This window comes from Nocardia exalbida NBRC 100660 (assembly GCF_000308575.1).
Taxonomy (GTDB): Bacteria; Actinomycetota; Actinomycetes; order Mycobacteriales; family Mycobacteriaceae; genus Nocardia; species Nocardia exalbida.
In genome coordinates this window covers 180,358-200,963 of record NZ_BAFZ01000007.1, presented here as the reverse complement: position 1 = coordinate 200,963, position 20,606 = coordinate 180,358, and the positions used below count along the sequence as shown (strand labels likewise).

The window sequence follows — 20,606 nt, the reverse complement described above, 5'->3', positions numbered from 1 at the left end:
CGGTGTCACATCCCACACGCCGGGCAGGTTTAACGATCTTGATCAGCGCCGCCCTCGAGTTCGCGGTCCTGTTCTGTGTCGGTGGCCTGTGGCATGGTGACACCCATGAACGACTCGCCCGGCTCCTCCGCCGGCCTCGCTCCCGAGGTGCTCGCCGCGTTCGAGACCCATCGCCGAGAGCTGTGCGCGTACGCCTACCGCATGCTCGGTTCCTCCTTCGAAGCGGAGGACGCGGTGCAGGAGACCCTGACCAGGGCGTGGAAGTCCTACGACTCGTTCGAGGGCCGCGCCAGCCTCCGCTCCTGGCTGTACAAGATCACCACGAACGTCTGCCTGGACATGCTCGACGGCCCGCAGCGCCGGGCGAGGCCGATGGACCTGTCCGGTCCGTCGCGGCCGGATTCGCCGCTGCCCGCACCGCAGCCGGACTACGTGTGGATCGAGCCCATCCCGAACGCGCTGGCCTTCGGCGCCGATCCGGCCGATCACGCCAGCGCGAAAGACACCCTGCGCCTGGCCTTCGTCGCGGCCTGCCAGCATCTGCCCGCCACCCAGCGCGCGATCCTGATCATGCGCGAGGTGCTGCGGTTCTCCGCCAACGAGACCGCCGAGGCGCTCACCATGTCGCCCGCGTCGGTCAACAGCGCGCTGCAACGGGCGCGCGCGACCATGTCCAAGGTCCAGCCCGCCGCCACCGACACCTTCGACGAGTCCGACGAAGATCAGCGCAGACTGGTGGACAACTTCGTCAAGGCGTTCGAGTCCTACGACATGGACACCCTCACCACCCTGTTGAAAGCGGATGTGGCGCTGTCCATGCCGCCGATCGAGCTGTGGATCTCGGGCCCGGAGAACGTGGCCGCGTTCATGCTCGGCCACGGAAGCGCTTGCCGCGATTCGCGACTGGTCCGCCTGGAGGGCGCCAACGGCTTGCCCGCCTTCGGCCACTACAAGCCGGGCGACGAGCCGGGGGTATGGGTGCCGTGGTCGATCACCGTGCTGGAACTCGATGGCGACACCATCGCCGGGCTGAACTTCTTCCTCGACACCGAGAAGCTGTTCCCGCTCTTCGGCCTCGCGCCCGAACTGCGCGAGAGTATCTGACCCCGAACGCGCGAATGCGCCCTTCGTGAAGGGCGCATTCGCTTTCGGCGTCGTCGCGCGGCCGGGCCGCAGCCCCAGCAGACCGGCTACACGGCCGCCTCGTCTCCTCAGGACGCGGGGATGTACCGCTCACGCAGCTTGCGCTTGTAGAGCTTCCCGTTCGGGTCGCGCGGCAGTTCCGGCAGATAGTCGATCGACTTGGGCATCTTGTACTTCGCCAATTGCGTGGCGGCGAAGGCCAGCAGTTCCTCGGTGAGCGCGTCGCCGCCCTCCGCTCCGGCGGCCGGCTGCACGACCGCCTTCACCTCCTGGCCCCAATCCGGATGCGGCACACCGAAAACCGCCACGTCGACGACCTTCGGGTGGGTGATCAAGACGTTCTCGACCTCCGCGGGGTAGATGTTCACGCCGCCGGAGAGGATCAGGTCCGAGCGCCGGTCGTGCAGGTAGAGGTAGCCGTCCTCGTCGAGGTGCCCGATATCCCCCACGGTGAACAGGTCACCGACGCGCGAGTCGTCGGTCTTGGCCTTGTCGTGGTGGTACTCGAAACTCGAAGCGCCCATCCGCATGTACACCAGGCCGGTCTCGCCGGCAGGCACCTCGGAGCCGTCTTCCTCGCTGAGCACCTTGATCACCGACCACGGCCACGCCTTACCGACCGAGCCCGGCTTGCGCAGCCACTCGGCGCCGTTGATCACCGTGCCGCCGCCCTCGGTGGCCGCGTAGTACTCGGTGACCGTCGGACCCCACCACTCGAGCATCTGCCGCTTGGTCTCCTGCGGGCAGGGCGCCGCGCCGTGCACCATGCTGCGCAGCGAGGACACGTCGTACTTGGCGCGCACCTCCTCCGGCAGGGCCAGCAGGCGGTGGAACTGGGTGGGCACCATGTGGCTGTGCGTCACCCGGTGCTTGTCGATCAGCCGCAGCATGTCCTCGGCGTCCCAGCGATCCATCAGAACGAGCTTGTGGCCCAGCTGGATCGAGATGGTGGCGAAGTTCAGCACCGCCGTGTGGTACAGCGGCGAGCCGCAGATGTGCACGTGGTCGTCGTAGGGCGCGAGCTCGAACAGGCCGAAGAACGCGGTGGTGTGCGGCGGGACGACATCGGGGTCCGCGCCGGTGAGCGGCCGCCGTACTCCCTTGGGCCGCCCGGTGGTTCCGGAGGTGTAGAGCATGGGCGCGCCCGTGCTGCGGTCGGACGGACGCCCGGTGTCCGCGGCGCCGAGCCAGGCCACCGACTTGAAACCCTCGATCTCGCCCACCGCGAAGCGCGCCGTCGCGGGCAGCCCCGCCTCGTCGGCGGCGGCCTGGGCGGCGGCGGCGAAGCGATCGCTGGCGATGAACGCCTTCGCCTCGCTGTCGGCCAGGATGTAGGCGACCTCCGGACCGGTGAGATGCCAGTTCACCGCGACGATGTACAACCCGGACTGGTAGGCCGCGAAATACGCCGCGATCGCCTCCACGCAGTTGTGCACCATGCTCACCAGCACGTCACCGGTTTGCAGGCCGAGCCCGCGCAGGCCGGTGGCGTAACGATTGGCGAGCGTGGCCAATTCGCGATACGTCACCTCCCGGCCCGAGGGATCGACCATCGCAATCCGATCGGGCTCGGCTTCGGCGATGTTCCACAGACCGAGAATTTTCACTGACTCCTGCGCGGGGGGATGGTGAGGAGGCGGAGCCGACGGGGCGGGTGAGGCAGTCACCCCATTGAATCTAGAACGTGTTCTACTGTTCGACAAGGGGGGCCAGCCGATGCAATTGCGCGACATCGGGAACCGACACCAGCATCATGGTGACGCCCGCGGACTCCCAGACCCGCAGCTGCTTGCGGACATGCTCCTCGTCGCCGATGATCGCGGTGTCCAGAATCAGCTCGTCCGGCACCACCGCCGCCGCCTCGGCCTTCTTGCCGGACTGGAACAGCCGGCCGATCTCGTCGACCTCGCGCTCGTACCCCATCCGCCGGTACACCTGGGCGTGGAAGTTCAGCTCGGGCGCGCCCATGCCGCCGATGTAGAGCGCCATGATCCAGCGCATCCGCTCCAGCTCACTCGCCGGGTCGTCGGTGATCACCACCTGACAACTGGCGGCGATCTCGAAATCGTCGCGGCTACGCCGCGCCCCTGCCCGCGCGAAGCCCTCGTCGAGCCAGTCGTTGTACATCCCGGCCAGCCGTGGCGCGTAGTAGATGGCCAGCCAGCCGTCGGCGATCTCGGCGGTGAGCGCGACGTTCTTCGGCCCCTCTGCGCCCAGCCAGATCGGCAGATCCGCACGTAGCGGATGCACGATCGGCTTCAGCGGCTTACCGAGCCCGATCGAGCCCGGCCCGGTATAGGGCAGCGGGTAGTGCGGGCCGTCGCTGGTGACCGGCGCCTGCCGGGCCAGCACCTGACGCACGATCCCGACGTACTCGCGGGTGCGCTGCAACGGCTTGGCGAACGGCTGGCCGTACCAGCCCTCCACCACCTGCGGACCCGAGACGCCCAGGCCCAGGATCGCGCGGCCGCCGCTGAGGTGATCGAGGGTGAGCGCGTGCATGGCCGTCGCCGCGGGCGTGCGCGCCGACATCTGCACCACCGACGTGCCGAGGCGCACCCGCCGCGTCGCCGAGCCCCACCAGGTGAGCGGGCCGAAGGCGTCCGACCCCCACGATTCGGCGGCGAACACGGCGTCGAACCCGGCTTCCTCGGCCGCCGCCACCAACTCCCCCGCGTTCGCGGGCGGCTGGGCCATCCAGTACCCGAGTTGCAATCCGAACTTCACGCCGGACCCCTTTCCAGTCAACTGCTTGCCACCAGAGTTAGAACCTGTTCTACTCGATATCGTGACTCAGGGGAATACTGCATCCACGGCAATCGCTGGTGGTAGCGGCACGGCATTGAACACAGCGGCCGTGCCCGATGTACTCAGCGCGCCCCTACGGGTGCGTTTCGATTACACCCGCTCCGTCGGCTCCACCATCGGGACGTTTCTGACGCGGTTGCGCGATCACAAAATCGTCGGCGCGCGCGGCTCGGACGGACGGGTGATCGTGCCGCCGCCGGAATACGATCCGATCACCGCCGAACCGCTGACCGAATTCGTCGACGTCGCCGACACCGGCACCGTCGAATCCTGGACCTGGGTGCGCGAGCCGCTGCCCGGCCAGCCGTTCGACCGCCCCTTCGCCTGGGCGCTGATCCGATTGGACGGCGCGGACACGACGCTGCTGCACGCGGTCGACGTGGCCGGGCCGGAGGACATCCGGAAAGGCTTGCGGGTCACCGCCCGGTGGGCCGAGCAGACCGAGGGCAGCATTCGCGACATCGTCTGCTTCGAGCCGGGCGAGAAGCCCGCCGTGCCGGTGGCGTCCGCCGGGGCCGATCCGGTCACCATGCTCGTCACGCCGGTCGATCTGTCCTACAAGCACACCGCCTCGCCGCAGGAGACCGTCTACCTGCGCGGACTCGCCGAAGGCAAGCTGATCGGCGCGCGCACCGACGCCGGGGGCAAGGTCTACTTCCCGCCGCGCGGCGCGAATCCGACCGACGGCAGGCCGACCGACGAGTACATCGAGTTGTCCGACCGCGGCACGGTGACCACCTTCTGCATCGTCAACGTGCCGTTCCTGGGGCAGCGGATCAAGCCGCCGTACGTCGCGGCCTATGTGCTGCTGGACGGCGCGGACATCCCGGTGCTGCACCTGGTGCTCGGCTGCGACGCGAGCGAGGTGCGCATGGGCATGCGGGTGGAGGCGGTGTGGAAGCCGCGCGAGGAGTGGGGCTACGGCCTGGAGAACGTGGACCACTTCCGTCCCACCGGCGAGCCGGACGCCGATTACGAGACCTACTCCCATCACCTCTGAGAGAGGCGCACGTTGACTGACAACGCCACCGACATCGCGGTCGTGGGTTTCGCCCACGCGCCGCACGTGCCGGAGACCTTCGGCACCACCAACGGTGTCGAGATGCTGGTGCCCTGCTTCCAGCAGCTCTACGGCCGGCTCGGCATCACCAAGTCCGATATCGACTTCTGGTGCTCGGGCTCGTCCGATTACCTTGCCGGACGGGCCTTCTCGTTCATCTCCGCGATCGACGCCATCGGCGCGGTGCCGCCGATCAACGAATCGCACGTGGAGATGGACGCGGCATGGGCGCTGTACGAGGCGTGGGTGAAACTGCGTTCGGGACAGGCGAAGACGGCGCTGGTGTACGGCTTCGGCAAGTCCTCCGCGGGCACGCTGCGCCAGGTGCTCACCATGCAGCTGGACCCGTACGTCGTCGCGCCGCTGTGGCCGGACGCATGGTCCATCGCGGGCCTGCAAGCGCGCGCGGGCCTCGACGCGGGACGCTGGACCGAACGGGACATGGCGGCCGTGGTCGCCGGGGCGTCCGGTGACGCGGACAGCCTGCTCGACCGGCCCTATGTCGCCGATCCGCTGCGCGCGCACGACATCGCGCCGATCACCGACGGCGCGGCCGCGATCGTGCTCGCCGTCGGCGACCGCGCTCGCGAACTGTGCGAGCGCCCGGCGTGGATCACCGGCATGGCGCATCGAATCGACACTCCCGTGCTCGGTGCGCGCGACCTCACCGTCTCGCCGTCGACGGCGGCCGCGGCCAAGGCGGTCACCGGCGGTGACGTCAGCGATTTCGACGTCGCCGAGTTGCACGCGCCGTTCAGTCATCAGCAGCTGATCCTCGCCGAGGCGATCGGGCTGAAGAACGGCACGAAGGTGAATCCGTCCGGCGGCGCGCTCGCGGCCCACCCGATGTTCGCCGCGGGCCTGGAGCGCATCGGCTTCGCGGCCGAGGCGATCATCGCGGGCTCGGCGGATCGTGCGTTGGCCCATGCCACCAGCGGCCCCGCGCTTCAGCAGAACCTTGTGACCGTCTTGGGATCGGAGAACCGATGAGCTTGCCAGCGGCGGTGCTCGGCACCGGACAAACCCATCACGTGACGAAACGGACCGACGTGTCCATGGCGGGGATGTGCCGCGAGGCCATCGATCGTGCGCTCGCCGACGCCGGTCTCACCATCGCCGATATCGACGCGGTCGTGGTCGGCAAGGCGCCGGACGGATTCGAGGGCGTCATGATGCCCGAGCTGTTCATGGCGGACGCGCTCGGCGCCACCGGAAAGCCGCTGCTACGGGTGCACACCGCCGGTTCGGTGGGCGGCTCCACCGGCATCGTCGCGACCAATCTGGTGCAGGCGGGCGTGCACAAGCGCGTGCTCGCGGTGGCGTGGGAGAAGCAGTCGGAGTCGAACGCCATGTGGGCGTTGTCGATTCCGGTCCCGTTCACCATGCCGGTCGGCGCGGGTGCGGGCGGGTACTTCGCTCCGCACGTGCGCTCCTACATCCGGCGCTCCAACGCACCGGGCCATATCGGCGCCATGGTCGCGGCGAAGGATCGCCGCAACGGCGCCAAGAATCCGCTCGCGCATCTGAAGCAGCCCGACATCACGATGGAATCGGTGCTCGCCTCGCAGATGCTGTGGGATCCGATCCGCTTCGACGAGACCTGCCCCTCCTCCGACGGCGCGTGCGCGATCGTGCTCGGCGACGCGGAGGCCGCCGAAGCGGTCGAGGCCACCGGCCGGAAGGTCGCCTGGGTGCACGCCACCGCGATGCGCACCGAGCCGACCACCTTCGCCGGGCGCGACCAGGTCAATCCCCAGGCGGGCCGGGACGCGGCCGCCGCGCTGTGGGAGGCGGCGGGTATCACCAACCCGCTCGAAGAGATCGACGTGGCCGAGATCTACGTCCCGTTCTCCTGGTTCGAGCCGATGTGGCTGGAGAACCTCGGCTTCGCGCCGCAGGGCGACGGGTGGAAGCTCACCGACAAGGGCGAGACCGAGATCGGCGGCGCTCTTCCGGTCAATCCGTCCGGCGGCGTGCTCTCGTCCAACCCGATCGGCGCCTCCGGACTGATCCGGTTCGCCGAGGCCGCCAAGCAGATCATGCAGCGGGCCGGGGACTATCAGGTCGAGGGCGCGCGTAAAGCGCTCGGCCACGCCTACGGCGGCGGGTCACAGTACTTCTCGATGTGGGTGGTCGGATCGGAGCGGCGGTGATGCCGCTGAAGTTCACCGTCGGCATCGCGCTGAGTCCACTGGACCAGCTGACCGAACTCGCGAAAACCGCCGAGGAGTGCGGCTTCTCGTCGATCGCGCTGCCGGATTCGCTGTTCTACATGAAGTCGGCGGCGGCGAAGTACCCCTACACCGCCGACGGCAGCAGGTTCTGGGGCCCGGACACGCCGTGGGTCGACCCGCTCATCGGCGCGACCGCCATGGCGGCCGTCACCAGCCGCATCCGCTTCTACACGAACGTGCTCAAGCTGGGTTCCCGCAATCCGCTGCTGCTGGCCCGGCAGGTCGGCTCGGTGGCCAACCTGTCGGGTAACCGCTTCGGCTTCGGCGTCGGAATCGGCTGGGCGCCCGAGGAATTCGAGTGGTGCGGGGTGCCCTTCGCGCGGCGCGGCGCCCGGGTGGACGAGATGATCGAGGTCATCAAACTGGTACTGGCCGGTGGCATGGCCGAGTACCACGGCGAGTTCTTCGACTTCGATCCGTTGCAGGTCAGCCCGGCGCCGAGCGAGCCGGTGCCGTTCTACATCGGCGGGCACACCGACGCGGCACTGCGGCGCGCGGCGCGGGTGGGCGACGGCTGGACCTCGGCGATGATGACCTACGAGGAGCTGCGCGGCACCATCGGCAAGCTCGACGCGCTGCGCGCCGAGTGCGGCCGATCCGGCGAGCCGTTCGAGATCCAGGCGGTGTGCGTCGACCGGTTCGGGCGCTCCGGCTATCAGGACTTGGCCGACGCGGGCGTCACCGACGCGATCGTGGTGCCCTGGCTGGCCGACGGCATCGGATTCGACGGCGAACTGTCCGCCAAGCAGGACTCGCTGCGCAAATTCGCCGAGCAGTACATCGCCGAACCCGTCCTTGCCGAACGATGACGACCCGCTGGCCGAGGGAGGCCGTATGACCACCGCAACCGAGCATCCGGCCAGGGCTGCCGGCCTGGCCTCACAGGCCGCCGTGCGAGCGCGGGACAAACAGGCCTGGGTCGCGCTGTTCGCCGAGGACGGCATCGTGGAGGACCCGATCGGCCCGTCCGGCTTCGATCCGGAGGGCAAGGGCCACCGCGGCACCGACGCCATCGCCGCGTTCTGGGACATGGCCATCGCGAAGACCGAGCTGATCGAGTTCCTGTTCGGCGACTCGTTCGCCTGCGGCAACGAAGTCGCCTTCACCGGCACCATCCGCAGCACCATCGGCGGTCACCTGATCGACGCCGACGGCGTGTTCACCTACCGGGTGGACGACGACGGCAAGATCACCGCGCTGCGCGCGTTCTGGGAGGTCGATCGCGCCATGAAGACCGCGCGTCCGGTCGGCTGAGGTCATACGAAAAGGCCCTCGCACCGTGCTGGTGCGAGGGCCTTTTCTCGTGTCTCAGTGTGCGACCGGGCAGGTCTTGTACTCGACCGGGAACTCCTTGATCCCGTTCAGCCAGCCCGAACGCAGCCGCTTCGCGTCGGCGACCTTGCTGATGTCGGGGAGGTGATCGGCGATGGCGTTGAAGATCAGATCGATCTCCAGCCGGGCGAGGTTCGCCCCGATGCAGAAGTGCGCGCCGGTGCCGCCGAAGGCCAGGTGCGGGTTGTCCGTGCGCATGATGTCGAACTTCTCCGGGTGGTCGAAGACGTCCTCGTCGAAGTTGGCCGAGCGGTAGAGCATGACCACCCGCTGGCCCTTCTTGATCTGCACGCCGCCGAGCTCGGTGTCCTCCAGCGCGGTCCGCTGGAACGAGGTGACCGGCGTGGCCCACCGGATGATCTCGTCGGCGGCCGTGGCCGGGCGCTCCTTCTTGAACAGCTCCCACTGGTCGGGGTTCTCCAAGAACGCCATCATGCCGTGCGAGATGGCGTTGCGGGTGGTCTCGTTGCCCGCGACCGCGAGCATGATCACGAAGAAGCCGAACTCCTCCTCGCTGAGCTTGTCACCGTCGACATCGGCCTCGATCAGCGTGGTGACGAGGTCGTCGGCCGGGCACTGCTTGCGGGAGGCCGCCATCTGGTAGGCGTAACCCAGGATCTCGGCGGACGCCGCGACCGGGTCGGCGGTGCTCTCCGGGTCGTCGTAGCCGGTCATGTCGTTCGACCAGGTGAAGACCTTCATCCGGTCTTCCTGCGGGACGCCGATCAGCTCGGCGATGGCCTGCAGCGGCAGTTCGCACGCGATCTGGGTGACGAAATCACCGGAGCCCGCCTCGGCGGCCGCCTTCACGATGGATTCCGCGCGGGCCGACAGCTCCGCGCGCAGGCCGTTGATGGCGCGCGGGGTGAAGCCGCGCGAGATGATCTTGCGCAGCTTGGTGTGCTCGGGCGCGTCCATGTTCAACAGGACGATCCGCTGCAGTTCGATCTGCTCCCGGGCGATGTCGTCGTTGAAGCGCGGGATCGCGGTGTTCTCGTAGCTGGAGAACACATCGCTGCGCCGCGAGACCTCCTTGACGTCGGCGTGCTTGCTCACCACCCAGAAGCCCTCGTCGTGGAAGCCGCTGACGTCCGGCGATTGCGGGTTCCACCAGATCGGCGCCGTCCGGCGCAGTTCGGCGAACTCTTGGACCGGAACACGCTCGGCGTAGATGTCGGGGTCCGTAACGTCGAACCCGTCCGGGAGATTCGGCCGGGCATTCCGAGTGTCTACCACCAGATGTCTCCTTCGACAAACTGAAACACGTTCTATAATCATTGAAGCACAGGAGCGAGAATGAGGAAAGAAACCGGACAGATCCGCCCCTGGCAAGTGCTATGAACGCGTTTCAGTTTTCTGTCCCGTAAAGAGAGGTTGGACATGGGCACACCCGTGATCGTCGAGGCCGCACGCACCCCGATCGGCAAGCGCGGCGGCTGGCTGTCAGGGCTGCACGCGGCCGAACTGCTGGGCGCGGCCCAGCGCGGGCTGCTCGAGCGCGCACATCTGGACCCCGCATCGGTCGAACAGGTCATCGGCGGCTGCGTCACCCAGGCCGGCGAGCAGTCCAACAACGTCACCCGGGTCGCCTGGCTGCACGCGGGCCTGCCGTGGCAGGTCGGCGCCACCACGATCGACACCCAGTGCGGATCGGCCCAGCAGGCCAACCATCTGATCGCGGGCCTGATCGCGGCCGACGCCATCGAGATCGGCATGGCCTGCGGCGTGGAGGCGATGAGCCGGGTTCCGCTGGGCGCCAACGTCGGCGAGAACGCCGGGCCGCGCAGGCCCGCCTCGTGGAACATCGACCTGCCCAACCAGTTCGAGGCAGCCGAACGAATCGCCAAGCGGCGCGGCATCACTCGCGCGGATGTGGACGCGTTCGGCGCGCGCTCGCAGCGCCTGGCCGGGCAGGCATGGGCGGAAGGCCGGTTCGATCGCGAGGTGCTCACCGTCACCGCGCCCGCCGTCGACAAGGAAGGCAACCCCACCGGCGAAAAGCTCGATGTGTCGCGAGATCAGGGCCTGCGCGAGACCACCGTCGAGGGCCTGGCGAAGCTGAAGCCGGTACTGGAGGGCGGCGTGCACACCGCCGGATCGTCCTCGCAGATCTCCGACGGCGCCGCCGCCGTGCTGCTGATGGACGAAAAGGCCGCGCAGCGAGCCGGATTGCGGCCGCGAGCGCGGATCGTCACCCAAGCGGTGGTGGGCGCGGAGCCGGAGTTCCACCTCGACGGCCCGGTGCAGGCGTGCAGCAGGCTGCTGGAGCGGTCCGGCATGAATATCGGCGACATCGACCTCTTCGAGATCAACGAAGCGTTCGCGTCGGTCGCACTTTCGTGGGCCTCTGTACACCAGCCCGACATGGACCGGGTTAATGTCAACGGTGGTGCCATCGCCCTCGGACATCCGGTCGGCTCCACCGGATCGCGTCTCATCACAACGGCTTTGCACGAACTGGAGCGCTCCGATCGCAGTACCGCAATGGTTCTCATGTGTGCCGGTGGCGCACTCGCGACAGGAACGATCATCGAACGTTTGTGACTTCAACCATTTCGCGCGCGTTGGTTGAACGTTCATCCCCCACGGGCGCAAACGTGTCGTACGCCACACAAACCCATGTACCGCCCAGTTCATGAGATGTCAGCTATCTTGCGGCTATCAAGACCCCCTCTCCCGAGACCGCAGCGACGGGCCAGAACCGGTTCGTACCGCGGGTTCTCGAGAGGCCTTGGGGTGACCCGCAAACCCGACCGTCCCAGCCCCTTCGCCGCCATCCGACCTAGAAGCTTCAAGGAAATCCGGAATCAGGCGTAGGTTTTCAGTTACTGAGCCGCTAATATCAATGATACGTATCCGAGATAACGACTGTTAGTACAGCGAAGGGAATTGGGCGGCTCACAATGGCTGATTTCGCGGCGCGGCTGAACAAGCTGTTCGAAACCGTGCATCCCCCGGGGCGTAAGCCGCACACCAACGCGGAGGTTGCGGCGGCGCTGACGGCCTCCGGACATCCGATCTCGAAACCGTACCTGTCGCAGTTGCGGTCGGGACAACGGACGAACCCGTCGGATGAGACGGTGGCCGCCCTGGCGAAGTTCTTCAAAGTCAAGCCGGACTACTTCTTCAACGACATCTATGCCGCCAAGATCGATCACGATCTGGAGCTGCTGTCCCAGCTGCAGGGCTATGGACTGCGACGGCTGTCGAGTAGAGCGTTCGACTTGTCCGAAGAATCACAGAATCTACTCACGTCTATGGCGGAGAAGTTGCGGGCAAGCGAGGGCTTGCCCGAAATTCCTCCGGACGGCACCGAATAGGTTCTCCTGCACGGCAGCACAGTGCGGCCCCCAGGGTCGCACTGTGCTGTGTTATGCGCGCGTAAGCGGGCACAGCACACAACCGGCGCGCGTCGGTGCCCCGAGAAATTGGGGCGCGGACGCGCGTCGGTTAGTGCTGCGCTTCGGATCGGGCGTCGGATAAGTACATTCGGGGGTGGTTCGTCGGCCGCGCTTAGCCCTGAAGGAGATTCCCGATCCAACCGGTCTGTCCGAATAGTCCGATCGGTCGCGCGCATTTGCGTCAGATTGATCGGATTCGCGCGAAGTTGATCAATTTCGCGCGGGTGCGGATGCGCTCGCCCGATAGGCCCGTGCTACGGCCTGGACCCAGCCGCGGGGACTAATGCCTTCGGGCGGAGCAATCCACCGTGCGTCTACAAGGGTCTCCCCCGCCGGGTCGTGCGCCCACCGCGCCACCCGGGCGGCCCGGTCGGCCACCGAGGAAGGCGGCGGCGCCAGTTCCGCGAGCACGAGACCGCCGCCGGACTGTAGATACAGTGCGTCGATGATCTGCGCCACCTGGTCGGAAGCTTTGAGCTGCGTGGAGAATCCGCTCTGTTCGTGGGCGACCACCTCGGGGAAGCGACCGACCATGGTCCGGTGCAGCGAGCGGATCCGGCGCAGCAGCACCCGCGCGCGCACCCAGAGTTCCACCACGATCCACACCGCGCCGAGCGCGATGAGCAGGCTTGCGAGCCCCCAGAGCGGCCATGCCCAGGCGGGATTACCGGGCGCGGCCGGGGGCGCGTGCTGGAACGCGCGCCGGACCCGACCTGCCGCGAGCAGCGCGACCACCGCCGTGCCCGCCGTGTAGAGCGCGATACCGCGGCCGAGCGCGGTCCAGTCCAGCGTGCGCAGACCGGTGACGACGACGAACACGCTGCCCGCGGCCACCGCCGACCACCCGAAGGTGTACGACCAGGTCAGCATGACCATCGCCGCGCAAAGGCCGACGCCGTAGACGACCAGGGCGACCTGCCGCAGGTTGCGCCGCGACACCACCGGCCAGGCGGCCGAGGCGACCACCGAGGTGGCCGTGGTGAACGCGATCCAGCTCGCGGTGACGACGCCGTCCGACAGTCGGCCCGCGGGCACGCCGTCCGGGGCGAGATCGTCCAGCGCGACAGCGATCTCGGGCACCGCGACGGTCGCGGCGAGCGCGACGGCGGCGACCGCGACGACGATGGCCACCCGGGCCGTGGTCGCGGGCTTGACCAGGACGCGACCCACCCGAGCGCCGGCGGCCATCCAGACCAGCAGAGCCGTCGACCACAGGATCATCCGAGCGCCTCGTCGAATCGGAGAACCGAGACGCCCGCGCCCCGGCTGTTGAACACGCGCAATCGGGTCATCAGCATGGCGGCGAACGTCTCGGCCTCCCATTCGGCGAGCTCGTCGGCGCCGTCGTCGACGATCCGCTGATGCGCGCGCTGGCTGAGCATGTAGGCGATCAGGTCGTCGCTCGCCTCCAGCGTCACTTCCGGCGCGGGGGCGCCTTCGTGGTCGAAGACGATGTGACCCAGTTCGTGCGCGAGGGTGTGCTCGCGGCTCGGCAGTGTCTCGGCGAGCACGATCACGTCGCGGTCGGGGTAGAGCCGGCGCTGCCCGCATATGCCGGGACCCAGTCGCGCACTGGCGATTTCGATGTCACGACGCCGCTCGCCCGCGATCGCGTGCACGACTTCGTCGAGGGTGGTCGCGTCGAAGTCGGCCGCCACCGCGCACACCGCGTCGACGGCGGCGGCGACTCGGCGGTAGGACCGCAGGTCACCGCGTATGCGGCTCACGCTCATCGGCTGCCCCCTCACGGCCTCGGGAAGAACTGGGCGCGGGCGGCGTCGATCCTGGCTTGCGCGGCCGCCGCGCTCTGGAAGCTGATCACGCCGGACCCCGCTCCCGCGAGGCCGAGCGCGATCAGGCCGCCGATCACCGGCAGTAGTTTCGTCGCGGGAAGGGCGTCGGTGGAGCCGGTCGGAAGGACCGCCGGAGTCGCGGGCTGCTGCGGCGGCGCGGCGAGATCAGACGCCGGGGCGGCGAGATCGGGCTCCCGCGCGGCGAGCGGTGGAAGTGTCGACACGGCGATCGGAATCGGCGAGGTCCCCGGTGTCACCGGGGCGGGCGCCGGAGGAACGGTCACCGGTGGCAGCGCGGGGGCGGGCGGAGCGGTCACCTGCGGGAGCGGAATCAACAACAGCAGTAGGGGACTCGCGGATCCGACGGCAGCAGACCCCAACGCGGCGGAACCCGTTGCGGCCGAACCCGTTGCGGCCGAACCCGTTGCGGCCGAACCCGTTGCGGCCGAACCGGTCGCGGCCGAACCCGTTGCGGCCGAACCGGTCGCGGCCGAACCGACACCTGCGGATCCGAGGCCTGCCGAGCCGACCGCGGCGGAACCGGTGCCGCCGAGGATGGCGGAACCCGTGCCCAACGCGGCGGAGCCCGTACCCAGTACAGCCGAACCGGTACCACCCACAACCGCCGAGCCCGCACCCAACGCGGCGGAACCCGCACCCAACGCGGCAGAACCCGTACCGCCCAGCAAGACGGAACCGGAACCCAGTGCGGCGGAGCCAGTCGCCAGTGCGGCCGAACCGGTCCCGAGGACAGCGGAGCCGGAACCGCCCGCAGCGGAACCGAGGGCCGCAGACCCGGTGCCGAGCACTACACCGAGACCGGCGGAGCCGGAACCCAGCACCACACCCAGCCCGGCGGAACCGGCGGCGGATCCAGCCGCCGCCGAACCCGCTGTGGCCAAACCGGTTTCGGCGGTCGCATGGGCCGGAGGCGCGCTGATCTCCGCCTCCTGCCCGGGCACGGTCAGCGAATACCAGGAATCACCGCTGTCATAGGGCGGCGGGGCGGGGTCCGCGACGCACGAGGGGCAGGAAGGTTGCGCGGCGGCGACGGCCGGGCCGCCGAGCAGGGCGCAACCCGCGACGGCGCAGGCTGCTGCCAGCGCACGGAATGCGCGACCTCCTGCCATGCGCCGAGCCTTCCCCTCATCAGTCGAAGCGCAGTTCTGTGCCCGGTCGCCACTCTCACACGGGACTTTCCGAACGGATGGGTGCCCATATTAGACCCCGTGCCGCGAACGCGCCTCGGAAGGGCGAAGCCGATCAGGCCCCGTACACCGGCTCCGGCGGAGTCGCCTTGGCGATCAGATCGGCCACGACGGGGCCGAGTTCGGCCGGATCCCAGCGCGCGCCGCGGTCCACGGCCACCCCGTGCCGCCAGCCGTCGGCCAGCGCCACCTTGCCTCCCTCGACCTCGAACACCCGTCCGGTCACCGCCGCGGACTGGGTGCTGCCCAGCCACACCACCAGCGGCGACACGTTCTCCGGCGCCATCGCGTCGAAGCCGTCCTCCGGTCTGGCCATCATGTCCGCGAACACCGTCTCGGTCATCCTGGTGCGCGCGGACGGGGCGATCGCGTTCACCGTCACGCCATAGCGCGCGAATTCGGCCGCCGCGGTCAGCGTCAGGCCCGCGATGCCCGCCTTGGCGGCGCCGTAATTGCTCTGCCCCACGCTGCCTTGCAGACCCGCTCCGGAGCTGGTGTTGATGATCCGGCCCTCGACCGGACGGCCCGCCTTGGCCTCCGCGCGCCAGTACTCGATCGCGTGCCGCATGGTGGCGAAATGCCCCTTCAAGTGCACGCGGACCACCGCGTCCCACTCGTCCTCGCTCAGGTTGACCAACATCCGGTCGCGCACGAAACCGGCGTTGTTCACCAGCACATCCAGCCTGCCGAAGGTGTCGACGGCCTGGCGGACGAGATTGCGGGCGCCTTCCCACTCGGCGACGTCGTCTCCGTTGGCCACTGCCTGGCCGCCGAGCGCCTCGATCTCCGCGACCACCTGAGCGGCGGGCGTTTCCGCGGTGGCCGCGCCGTCCAGCGTCGAACCGATGTCGTTGACCACCACGCGGGCGCCCGCCGCGGCGAAGGCGAGGGCGTGCGCCCGGCCGATGCCCCGGCCCGCGCCGGTGACGATGACGACGCGCCCCGCGCAGATCTGCTCGGTGTCCATACTTTGTCCCTTTCCGATGTGAGCGGGGCTCCTCGTGGTCAGCTCCGCTGCCGATGGGCCTGACCGCTCATGCTGCTTCCGATTTCGGCATGAGCGGGGCCCTCCGTGGTTACGCTCCGCTCCCGGCTCCCGACCCGACCGCTCGCGCTCGGTGGCCCTTTCCGCTATGAGCGGGACTCTTCATCGTCCCGCTCCGCTGCCGCGACCGACCGCTCATGACTGCTCCCCCTCCGGTGTGTTCAGGACTGCTGGTCGGCGGTGGAGGCGGCGAGGAAGGCGGGCCGCTCACCCCCGCCGTGCACCAGCAGAGTCGCGCCGCTGACGTAGGCGGCCAACGGCGAGGCCAGGAACACCGCGCAGCGGCCGACGTCGTCGGGGCGGGCCATGCGGCCCAGCGGGATGGTCCGGCCCACCGCGTCGACGCCGTCCTGATCGCCGTAGTGCAGCTGACTCAGTTCGGTGTTCACCGGGCCCACCACCAGCGAGTTCACCCGCACTTTCGGGGCCCACTCGACGGCGAGCGAGCCGGTGAGGCTGTCCATGCCCGCCTTGGCCGCACCGTAGGCCGCGGTGCCCGGCGACGGACGGTGCCCGCTGACGCTCGAGACATTCACGATCGAGCCGCCCTCGTCCTGCCGCTGCATCACCGCGTTGGCGGCCTGCGCCATCAGCAGCGGAGCGAGCAGGTTCAGCTCGACGATCTTGGTGTGGAAGTTCTTGCTCGCGTCGGCGGCGAGCGCGAAGGGAGCGCCACCGGCGTTGTTGACCAGATGGTCGAGGCGGCCGTGGCGCTCGACGATCCCATCGACCAGCGCGCGCACCGCGTCCGCGTCCCGCACATCGCAAGGCATGTACTCGATCGCGCGCCCGTCGACTTCGACGGGCGCGTCCGCCGGTCGCCGCGCGCACGCCACAACGGTCGCGCCCGCGGCCAGGAACGCCTTGCTCACGCCCGCGCCGACGCCGCGCACGCCGCCGGTCACCAGAACGACGCGCTCGGCCAGATCGATTTCGAGTGCCACCGTGCTAACCTACCAAGCAACTGCTTGCTTTGCCAATGCGTTCACCACACGACGGGAAGTGCCATGGGGATCAACCGCCACTCCGAATCGACCGGCATCAGCGTGGTCACGGTGGACTATCCGCCGGTCAACGCCATCCCTACCGACGGCTGGTTCGCCATCGCCGACGAAGTGCGCGCGGCGGGCCGGGATCCGGACACCAAGGTGGTGGTGCTGCGCGCGGAGAACCGCGGGTTCAACGCGGGCGTGGACATCAAGGAGATCCAGAGCAAGCCGGGCCACCAGGCGCTGATCGACGCCAATCACGGCTGCTTCGAGGCGTTCGCCGCGGTGTACGAGTGCCAGGTGCCGGTGATCGCGGTGGTCCAGGGCTTCTGCCTCGGCGGCGGCATCGGACTGGTGGGCAACGCGGATGTGGTGATCGCCTCCGACGACGCCACCTTCGGGCTGCCCGAGGTCGACCGCGGCGCCCTCGGCGCGGCGACCCACCTCGCGCGGCTGGTACCCCAGCACCTGATGCGGGCGCTGTTCTACACCGCGAGCACCATCACCGCACAGCAGTTGCACCACTACGGCTCGGTCTACCAGGTGGTGCCGCGCGCCGAACTCGACGCCGCCGCCTTGGAGCTGGCCAAGAACATCGCGGCCAAGGACGGCCGGGTGATCCGGGCGGCCAAGCGGGCACTGAACGGCATCGACGTGCAGGACGTGCACCGCAGTTACCGGTACGAGCAGGGATTCACCTTCGAACTCAACCTCGCCGGCGTCGCCGACGAGATCCGCGCCCGGTTCGACGACGATCTCGCGGCGCGCAAGAGCGGGCAGTAGAGAGGAATTTCCATGCGAGACAAGCGGATGTCGCTCGACGAGGTCGTCGGCGAGCTGCGCAGCGGGATGACCATCGGCATCGGCGGCTGGGGGTCACGGCGCAAGCCGATGGCGCTGGTGCGAGCCATCCTGCGTTCGGACATCACGGATCTGACCGTGGTCGGCTACGGCGGACCCGACCTGGGGCTGCTGTGCTCGGCGGGGAAGGTTCGCAAGGCGTACTACGGCTTCGTGTCGCTGGATTCGCCGCCGTTCTACGACCCGTGGTTCGCCAAGGCGCGCACCTCCGGCGCGTTGACCGCCCGTGAGATGGACGAGGGCATGCTCAAGTGCGGGCTGGAGGCGGCCGCGGCGCGACTGCCGTTCCTGCCGATCCGCGCCGGGCTGGGCTCCGATGTGCCGAACTTCTGGGAGGGTGAGCTGAAGACGGTCGAATCGCCCTACCCCGTCGACGGCGCGCCCGAGACTCTGATCGCCATGCCCGCGCTGAATCTCGATGCCGCGCTGGTGCACCTGAACCTGGGCGACGCGCACGGCAACGCCGCCTACACCGGCGTCGACCCGTACTTCGACGACCTGTTCTGCCTGGCCGCGCAGCGCCGCTACGTCTCGGTCGAGCGCGTGGTGGCGACCGAGGAGCTGGTGAAAACCGTTCCGCTGCAAGCGCTGCTGCTCAACCGCATGATGGTGGACGGCGTGATCGAGGCGCCGGGTGGCGCGCACTTCACCCTGGCCGGAGACGACTACGGCCGGGACGAGCGGTTCCAGAAGCACTACGTCGAATCCGCGAAGACGCCGGAGGCGTGGCAGCGGTTCGTCGACACCTACCTGGCCGGCTCCGAGGAGCAGTACCAGGCCGCCGTCCGCCGATTCGCCGAGGAGGCGTGATGACCAGCACCGAAACCGTCACCCGCGCCGAGATCTGCGCCGTCGCCTGCGCCGAGATCTTCAGCGGCGCCGGGGAGATCATGGCCAGCCCGATGTCGCCGATGTCGATCATCGGCGCGCGCCTGGCCAAACTCACCACCGAACCGGATCTGCTGCTGTCCGATGGCGAGGCGCTGCTGTTCGCCGACACACCCCCGCTGGGCGGAAAGGCACCGATCGAAGGCTGGATTCCGTTCCGGAGGGTCTTCGACGTGGTGGCCTCCGGCCGGCGGCACGTGGTGATGGGCGCCAACCAGATCGATCGGTTCGGCAACCAGAACCTCTCGGCGTTCGGATCGCTCCAGCAGCCGACCCGGCAGATGTTCGGTGTGCGCGGCGCACCGGGCAACACGATCAACCACGCCACCAGCTACTGGGTCGCGCGGCACACGAATCGCGTCTTCACAGACGGTGTCGACATCGTCTCCGGTGTGGGCTACGACAAGGTCGACGCCGCCGACCCGGCCTACCGCTTCCACCACCTGCACCGCGTGGTGACCAATCTGGGCGTCTTCGATTTCGAGGGCCCCGGCCACACCATGCGCGCCCGCAGCCTGCATCCCGGCGTCACCGCCGACGAGGTCGCCGAGAACACCTCGTTCGAGATCGCCGGTCTCGCCGAGGCGGGCGAGACCCGGCAGCCCAGCGCGGAGGAGCTGCGGCTGATCCGGGAGGTGCTCGACCCCGAGAAGATCCGCGAAACCGAGGTCCCGTCATGAGCCCGCGCCTGCGCACCGCGCTGACCGATCTGGTCGGCATCGAACACCCGATCGTGCAGACCGGCATGGGCTGGGTCGCGGGCCCGAGTCTGGTGTCGGCCACCGCCGAAGCGGGCGGGCTCGGCATCCTCGCCTCCGCCACCATGACCTTCGCCGAGCTCGAGGCGGCCATCGCGAAGACCAAATCGCACACCGCGAAGCCGTTCGGCGTGAACATCCGCGCCGACGCGGCGGACGCGCCCGAGCGGATCGATCTGCTGATCCGGGAGAAGGTGGCGGTCGCGTCGTTCGCGCTCGCGCCCAAGCAGGACCTGATCGCGAAGTTGAAAGACGCGGGCGTGGTGGTCATCCCGTCCATCGGCGCGGCCAAGCACGCGATCAAAGTGGCGTCCTGGGGCGCGGACGCGGTGATCGTGCAGGGCGGGGAGGGCGGCGGGCACACCGGCCCGGTCGCCACCACCCTGCTGCTGCCCTCCGTGCTGGACGCGGTGGACATCCCCGTTGTCGCGGCGGGCGGGTTCTTCGACGGGCGCGGCCTGGCCGCCGCCCTGGCCTACGGCGCGGCGGGTGTCGCGATGGGCACCCGGTTCCTGCTCACCCAGGAGAGCACCGTTCCCGACGCGGTCAAGCAGGAGTACCTGCGGCGACAGCTCCAGGACACGGTGGTGTCCCTCAAGGTCGACGGCATGCCGCACCGCGTGCTGAACACCGAATTGGTGCAGCGGCTGGAGCATTCGGGCCGCTGGCGCGGGCTCACCGCCGCCGTGGGCAACGCGGCCCGGTTCAAGAGCATGACCGGCATGAAGTGGTCGACCATGATTCGCGACGGCCTGGCCATGCGAAAGACCAAGGACCTCAGCTGGTCCCAGGTCGTGATGGCCGCGAACACGCCGATGCTGCTGCGCGCCGGATTGGTCGAGGGCAACACCCAGGCGGGCGTGCTCGCCGCGGGTCAGGTCACCGGGATCATCGACGACCTGCCGACGTGCAAGGAGTTGATCGACAGGATCGTCACCGACGCGGTGGGGCGGATCGAGACGATCGCGGCGCTCGCCGGAACGAAACAAGGGGCGGCGAGGGGGTCCGACTGACAGATGGCGGCCGCCATCACCTATCGGCATAGGGCCAGAAGTGCCAGAACAGGCGACGGCCCGCGAAGCCCGC

At 68.9% G+C, this 20,606-nt stretch carries 20 protein-coding genes; 12 read left to right on the top strand and 8 right to left on the bottom strand.

Features of this window, described 5'->3' with window-relative positions:
- Positions 1-105 precede the first annotated feature (105 nt).
- A complete protein-coding gene (locus ON29_RS03500) occupies positions 106-1,104 on the top strand; it encodes a sigma-70 family RNA polymerase sigma factor (RefSeq protein WP_040864632.1) in 999 nt (332 codons plus the stop codon).
- Positions 1,105-1,211: 107 nt separating this feature from the next.
- Here ON29_RS03500 and ON29_RS03495 read toward each other — a convergent pair whose 3' ends face one another.
- Positions 1,212-2,750 carry an acyl-CoA synthetase gene (locus ON29_RS03495; protein WP_040864631.1) on the bottom strand — a complete coding sequence of 513 codons (1,539 nt, stop codon included), beginning with the start codon at positions 2,748-2,750 and terminating at the stop codon, positions 1,212-1,214.
- An 82-nt stretch (positions 2,751-2,832) separates the two neighbouring features.
- On the bottom strand, positions 2,833-3,870 hold the full coding sequence (locus ON29_RS03490; protein ID WP_040864630.1) for an LLM class F420-dependent oxidoreductase: 1,038 nt from the start codon (positions 3,868-3,870) through the stop codon (positions 2,833-2,835).
- Between the two features lie 130 nt (positions 3,871-4,000).
- On the opposite strand from ON29_RS03490, the gene ON29_RS03485 reads away from it, so the two are divergent.
- From ON29_RS03485 to ON29_RS03465, 5 genes are read left to right on the top strand one after another with little or no spacing between them, the layout of a single operon-like run.
- Positions 4,001-4,951, top strand: a complete 951-nt coding sequence (locus ON29_RS03485) for a Zn-ribbon domain-containing OB-fold protein (RefSeq protein ID WP_245548810.1) — start codon at positions 4,001-4,003, stop codon at positions 4,949-4,951.
- 12 nt (positions 4,952-4,963) lie between these two features.
- Positions 4,964-6,001: a thiolase family protein gene (locus ON29_RS03480; RefSeq protein ID WP_040864628.1), complete on the top strand. Its 1,038-nt coding sequence runs from the start codon at positions 4,964-4,966 to the stop codon at positions 5,999-6,001.
- On the top strand, positions 5,998-7,164 hold the full coding sequence (locus tag ON29_RS03475) for a thiolase family protein (protein WP_040864627.1): 1,167 nt from the start codon (positions 5,998-6,000) through the stop codon (positions 7,162-7,164). Before ON29_RS03480 ends, ON29_RS03475 begins: the two co-directional genes overlap by 4 nt.
- Positions 7,165-7,169: 5 nt before the next feature.
- Positions 7,170-8,054 carry a TIGR03619 family F420-dependent LLM class oxidoreductase gene (locus ON29_RS03470; RefSeq protein WP_040864699.1) on the top strand — a complete coding sequence of 295 codons (885 nt, stop codon included), beginning with the start codon at positions 7,170-7,172 and terminating at the stop codon, positions 8,052-8,054.
- 25 nt (positions 8,055-8,079) lie between these two features.
- Positions 8,080-8,499 (top strand): nuclear transport factor 2 family protein, encoded by a 420-nt coding sequence (locus ON29_RS03465; RefSeq protein ID WP_040864626.1) that lies wholly within the window; start codon positions 8,080-8,082, stop codon positions 8,497-8,499.
- Between the two features lie 54 nt (positions 8,500-8,553).
- Here ON29_RS03465 and ON29_RS03460 read toward each other — a convergent pair whose 3' ends face one another.
- Positions 8,554-9,855, bottom strand: coding sequence for a cytochrome P450 (locus ON29_RS03460; RefSeq protein WP_051174827.1), 1,302 nt, complete (start codon positions 9,853-9,855; stop codon positions 8,554-8,556).
- A gap of 102 nt (positions 9,856-9,957) precedes the next feature.
- Here ON29_RS03460 and ON29_RS03455 point away from each other — a divergent pair, with 102 nt between their 5' ends.
- Entirely contained in the window at positions 9,958-11,121 is a 1,164-nt protein-coding gene (locus ON29_RS03455) for a steroid 3-ketoacyl-CoA thiolase (protein ID WP_040864624.1), read from the top strand.
- Positions 11,122-11,480: 359 nt separating this feature from the next.
- Positions 11,481-11,897 carry a helix-turn-helix domain-containing protein gene (locus ON29_RS03450; RefSeq protein ID WP_011207048.1) on the top strand — a complete coding sequence of 139 codons (417 nt, stop codon included), beginning with the start codon at positions 11,481-11,483 and terminating at the stop codon, positions 11,895-11,897.
- Positions 11,898-12,188: 291 nt separating this feature from the next.
- Here ON29_RS03450 and ON29_RS03445 read toward each other — a convergent pair whose 3' ends face one another.
- The 5 genes from ON29_RS03445 to ON29_RS03425 all read right to left on the bottom strand — a co-directional run bounded on the left by ON29_RS03445 (position 12,189) and on the right by ON29_RS03425 (position 16,968).
- On the bottom strand, positions 12,189-13,199 hold the full coding sequence (locus ON29_RS03445; RefSeq protein WP_040864623.1) for a hypothetical protein: 1,011 nt from the start codon (positions 13,197-13,199) through the stop codon (positions 12,189-12,191).
- Positions 13,196-13,711: an ImmA/IrrE family metallo-endopeptidase gene (locus ON29_RS03440; protein WP_040864698.1), complete on the bottom strand. Its 516-nt coding sequence runs from the start codon at positions 13,709-13,711 to the stop codon at positions 13,196-13,198. Before ON29_RS03440 ends, ON29_RS03445 begins: the two co-directional genes overlap by 4 nt.
- 11 nt (positions 13,712-13,722) lie before the next feature.
- Complete coding sequence (locus tag ON29_RS33575; RefSeq protein WP_051174826.1) at positions 13,723-14,901, bottom strand: TrbL/VirB6 family protein; 1,179 nt, start codon at positions 14,899-14,901, stop codon at positions 13,723-13,725.
- Positions 14,902-15,034: 133 nt separating this feature from the next.
- Positions 15,035-15,946, bottom strand: coding sequence for an SDR family oxidoreductase (locus tag ON29_RS03430; protein WP_040864622.1), 912 nt, complete (start codon positions 15,944-15,946; stop codon positions 15,035-15,037).
- 239 nt (positions 15,947-16,185) lie between these two features.
- The gene (locus tag ON29_RS03425; RefSeq protein ID WP_040864621.1) at positions 16,186-16,968 is read right to left on the bottom strand and encodes an SDR family oxidoreductase; all 783 of its coding nucleotides are present in this window, start codon (positions 16,966-16,968) and stop codon (positions 16,186-16,188) included.
- Between the two features lie 63 nt (positions 16,969-17,031).
- Between ON29_RS03425 and ON29_RS03420 the strand changes: the two genes are divergently transcribed.
- The 4 genes from ON29_RS03420 to ON29_RS03405 are packed head-to-tail and all read left to right on the top strand — an operon-like array spanning position 17,032 to position 20,533.
- Positions 17,032-17,796 (top strand): enoyl-CoA hydratase family protein, encoded by a 765-nt coding sequence (locus tag ON29_RS03420; protein ID WP_039794869.1) that lies wholly within the window; start codon positions 17,032-17,034, stop codon positions 17,794-17,796.
- A gap of 12 nt (positions 17,797-17,808) precedes the next feature.
- A complete protein-coding gene (locus ON29_RS03415; RefSeq protein WP_083863205.1) occupies positions 17,809-18,684 on the top strand; it encodes a CoA transferase subunit A in 876 nt (291 codons plus the stop codon).
- Positions 18,684-19,442, top strand: a complete 759-nt coding sequence (locus ON29_RS03410) for a CoA-transferase subunit beta (protein WP_040864619.1) — start codon at positions 18,684-18,686, stop codon at positions 19,440-19,442. The genes ON29_RS03415 and ON29_RS03410 overlap by 1 nt, the downstream gene beginning before the upstream one ends.
- Positions 19,439-20,533 carry an NAD(P)H-dependent flavin oxidoreductase gene (locus ON29_RS03405; protein WP_040864618.1) on the top strand — a complete coding sequence of 365 codons (1,095 nt, stop codon included), beginning with the start codon at positions 19,439-19,441 and terminating at the stop codon, positions 20,531-20,533. The genes ON29_RS03410 and ON29_RS03405 overlap by 4 nt, the downstream gene beginning before the upstream one ends.
- Positions 20,534-20,606 lie beyond the last annotated feature (73 nt).

Coding starts and splice junctions, on each gene's coding strand:
- ON29_RS03445 (WP_040864623.1), bottom strand. CDS start 13,199: ATGATCCTGTGGTCGACGGCTCTGCTGGTCTGGATGGCCGCCGGCGCT.
- ON29_RS03455 (WP_040864624.1), top strand. CDS start 9,958: ATGGGCACACCCGTGATCGTCGAGGCCGCACGCACCCCGATCGGCAAG.
- ON29_RS03460 (WP_051174827.1), bottom strand. CDS start 9,855: ATGATTATAGAACGTGTTTCAGTTTGTCGAAGGAGACATCTGGTGGTA.
- ON29_RS03420 (WP_039794869.1), top strand. CDS start 17,032: ATGGGGATCAACCGCCACTCCGAATCGACCGGCATCAGCGTGGTCACG.
- ON29_RS03410 (WP_040864619.1), top strand. CDS start 18,684: ATGACCAGCACCGAAACCGTCACCCGCGCCGAGATCTGCGCCGTCGCC.
- ON29_RS03475 (WP_040864627.1), top strand. CDS start 5,998: ATGAGCTTGCCAGCGGCGGTGCTCGGCACCGGACAAACCCATCACGTG.
- ON29_RS03465 (WP_040864626.1), top strand. CDS start 8,080: ATGACCACCGCAACCGAGCATCCGGCCAGGGCTGCCGGCCTGGCCTCA.
- ON29_RS03415 (WP_083863205.1), top strand. CDS start 17,809: ATGCGAGACAAGCGGATGTCGCTCGACGAGGTCGTCGGCGAGCTGCGC.
- ON29_RS03430 (WP_040864622.1), bottom strand. CDS start 15,946: ATGGACACCGAGCAGATCTGCGCGGGGCGCGTCGTCATCGTCACCGGC.
- ON29_RS33575 (WP_051174826.1), bottom strand. CDS start 14,901: ATGGCAGGAGGTCGCGCATTCCGTGCGCTGGCAGCAGCCTGCGCCGTC.
- ON29_RS03450 (WP_011207048.1), top strand. CDS start 11,481: ATGGCTGATTTCGCGGCGCGGCTGAACAAGCTGTTCGAAACCGTGCAT.
- ON29_RS03440 (WP_040864698.1), bottom strand. CDS start 13,711: ATGAGCGTGAGCCGCATACGCGGTGACCTGCGGTCCTACCGCCGAGTC.
- ON29_RS03500 (WP_040864632.1), top strand. CDS start 106: ATGAACGACTCGCCCGGCTCCTCCGCCGGCCTCGCTCCCGAGGTGCTC.
- ON29_RS03405 (WP_040864618.1), top strand. CDS start 19,439: ATGAGCCCGCGCCTGCGCACCGCGCTGACCGATCTGGTCGGCATCGAA.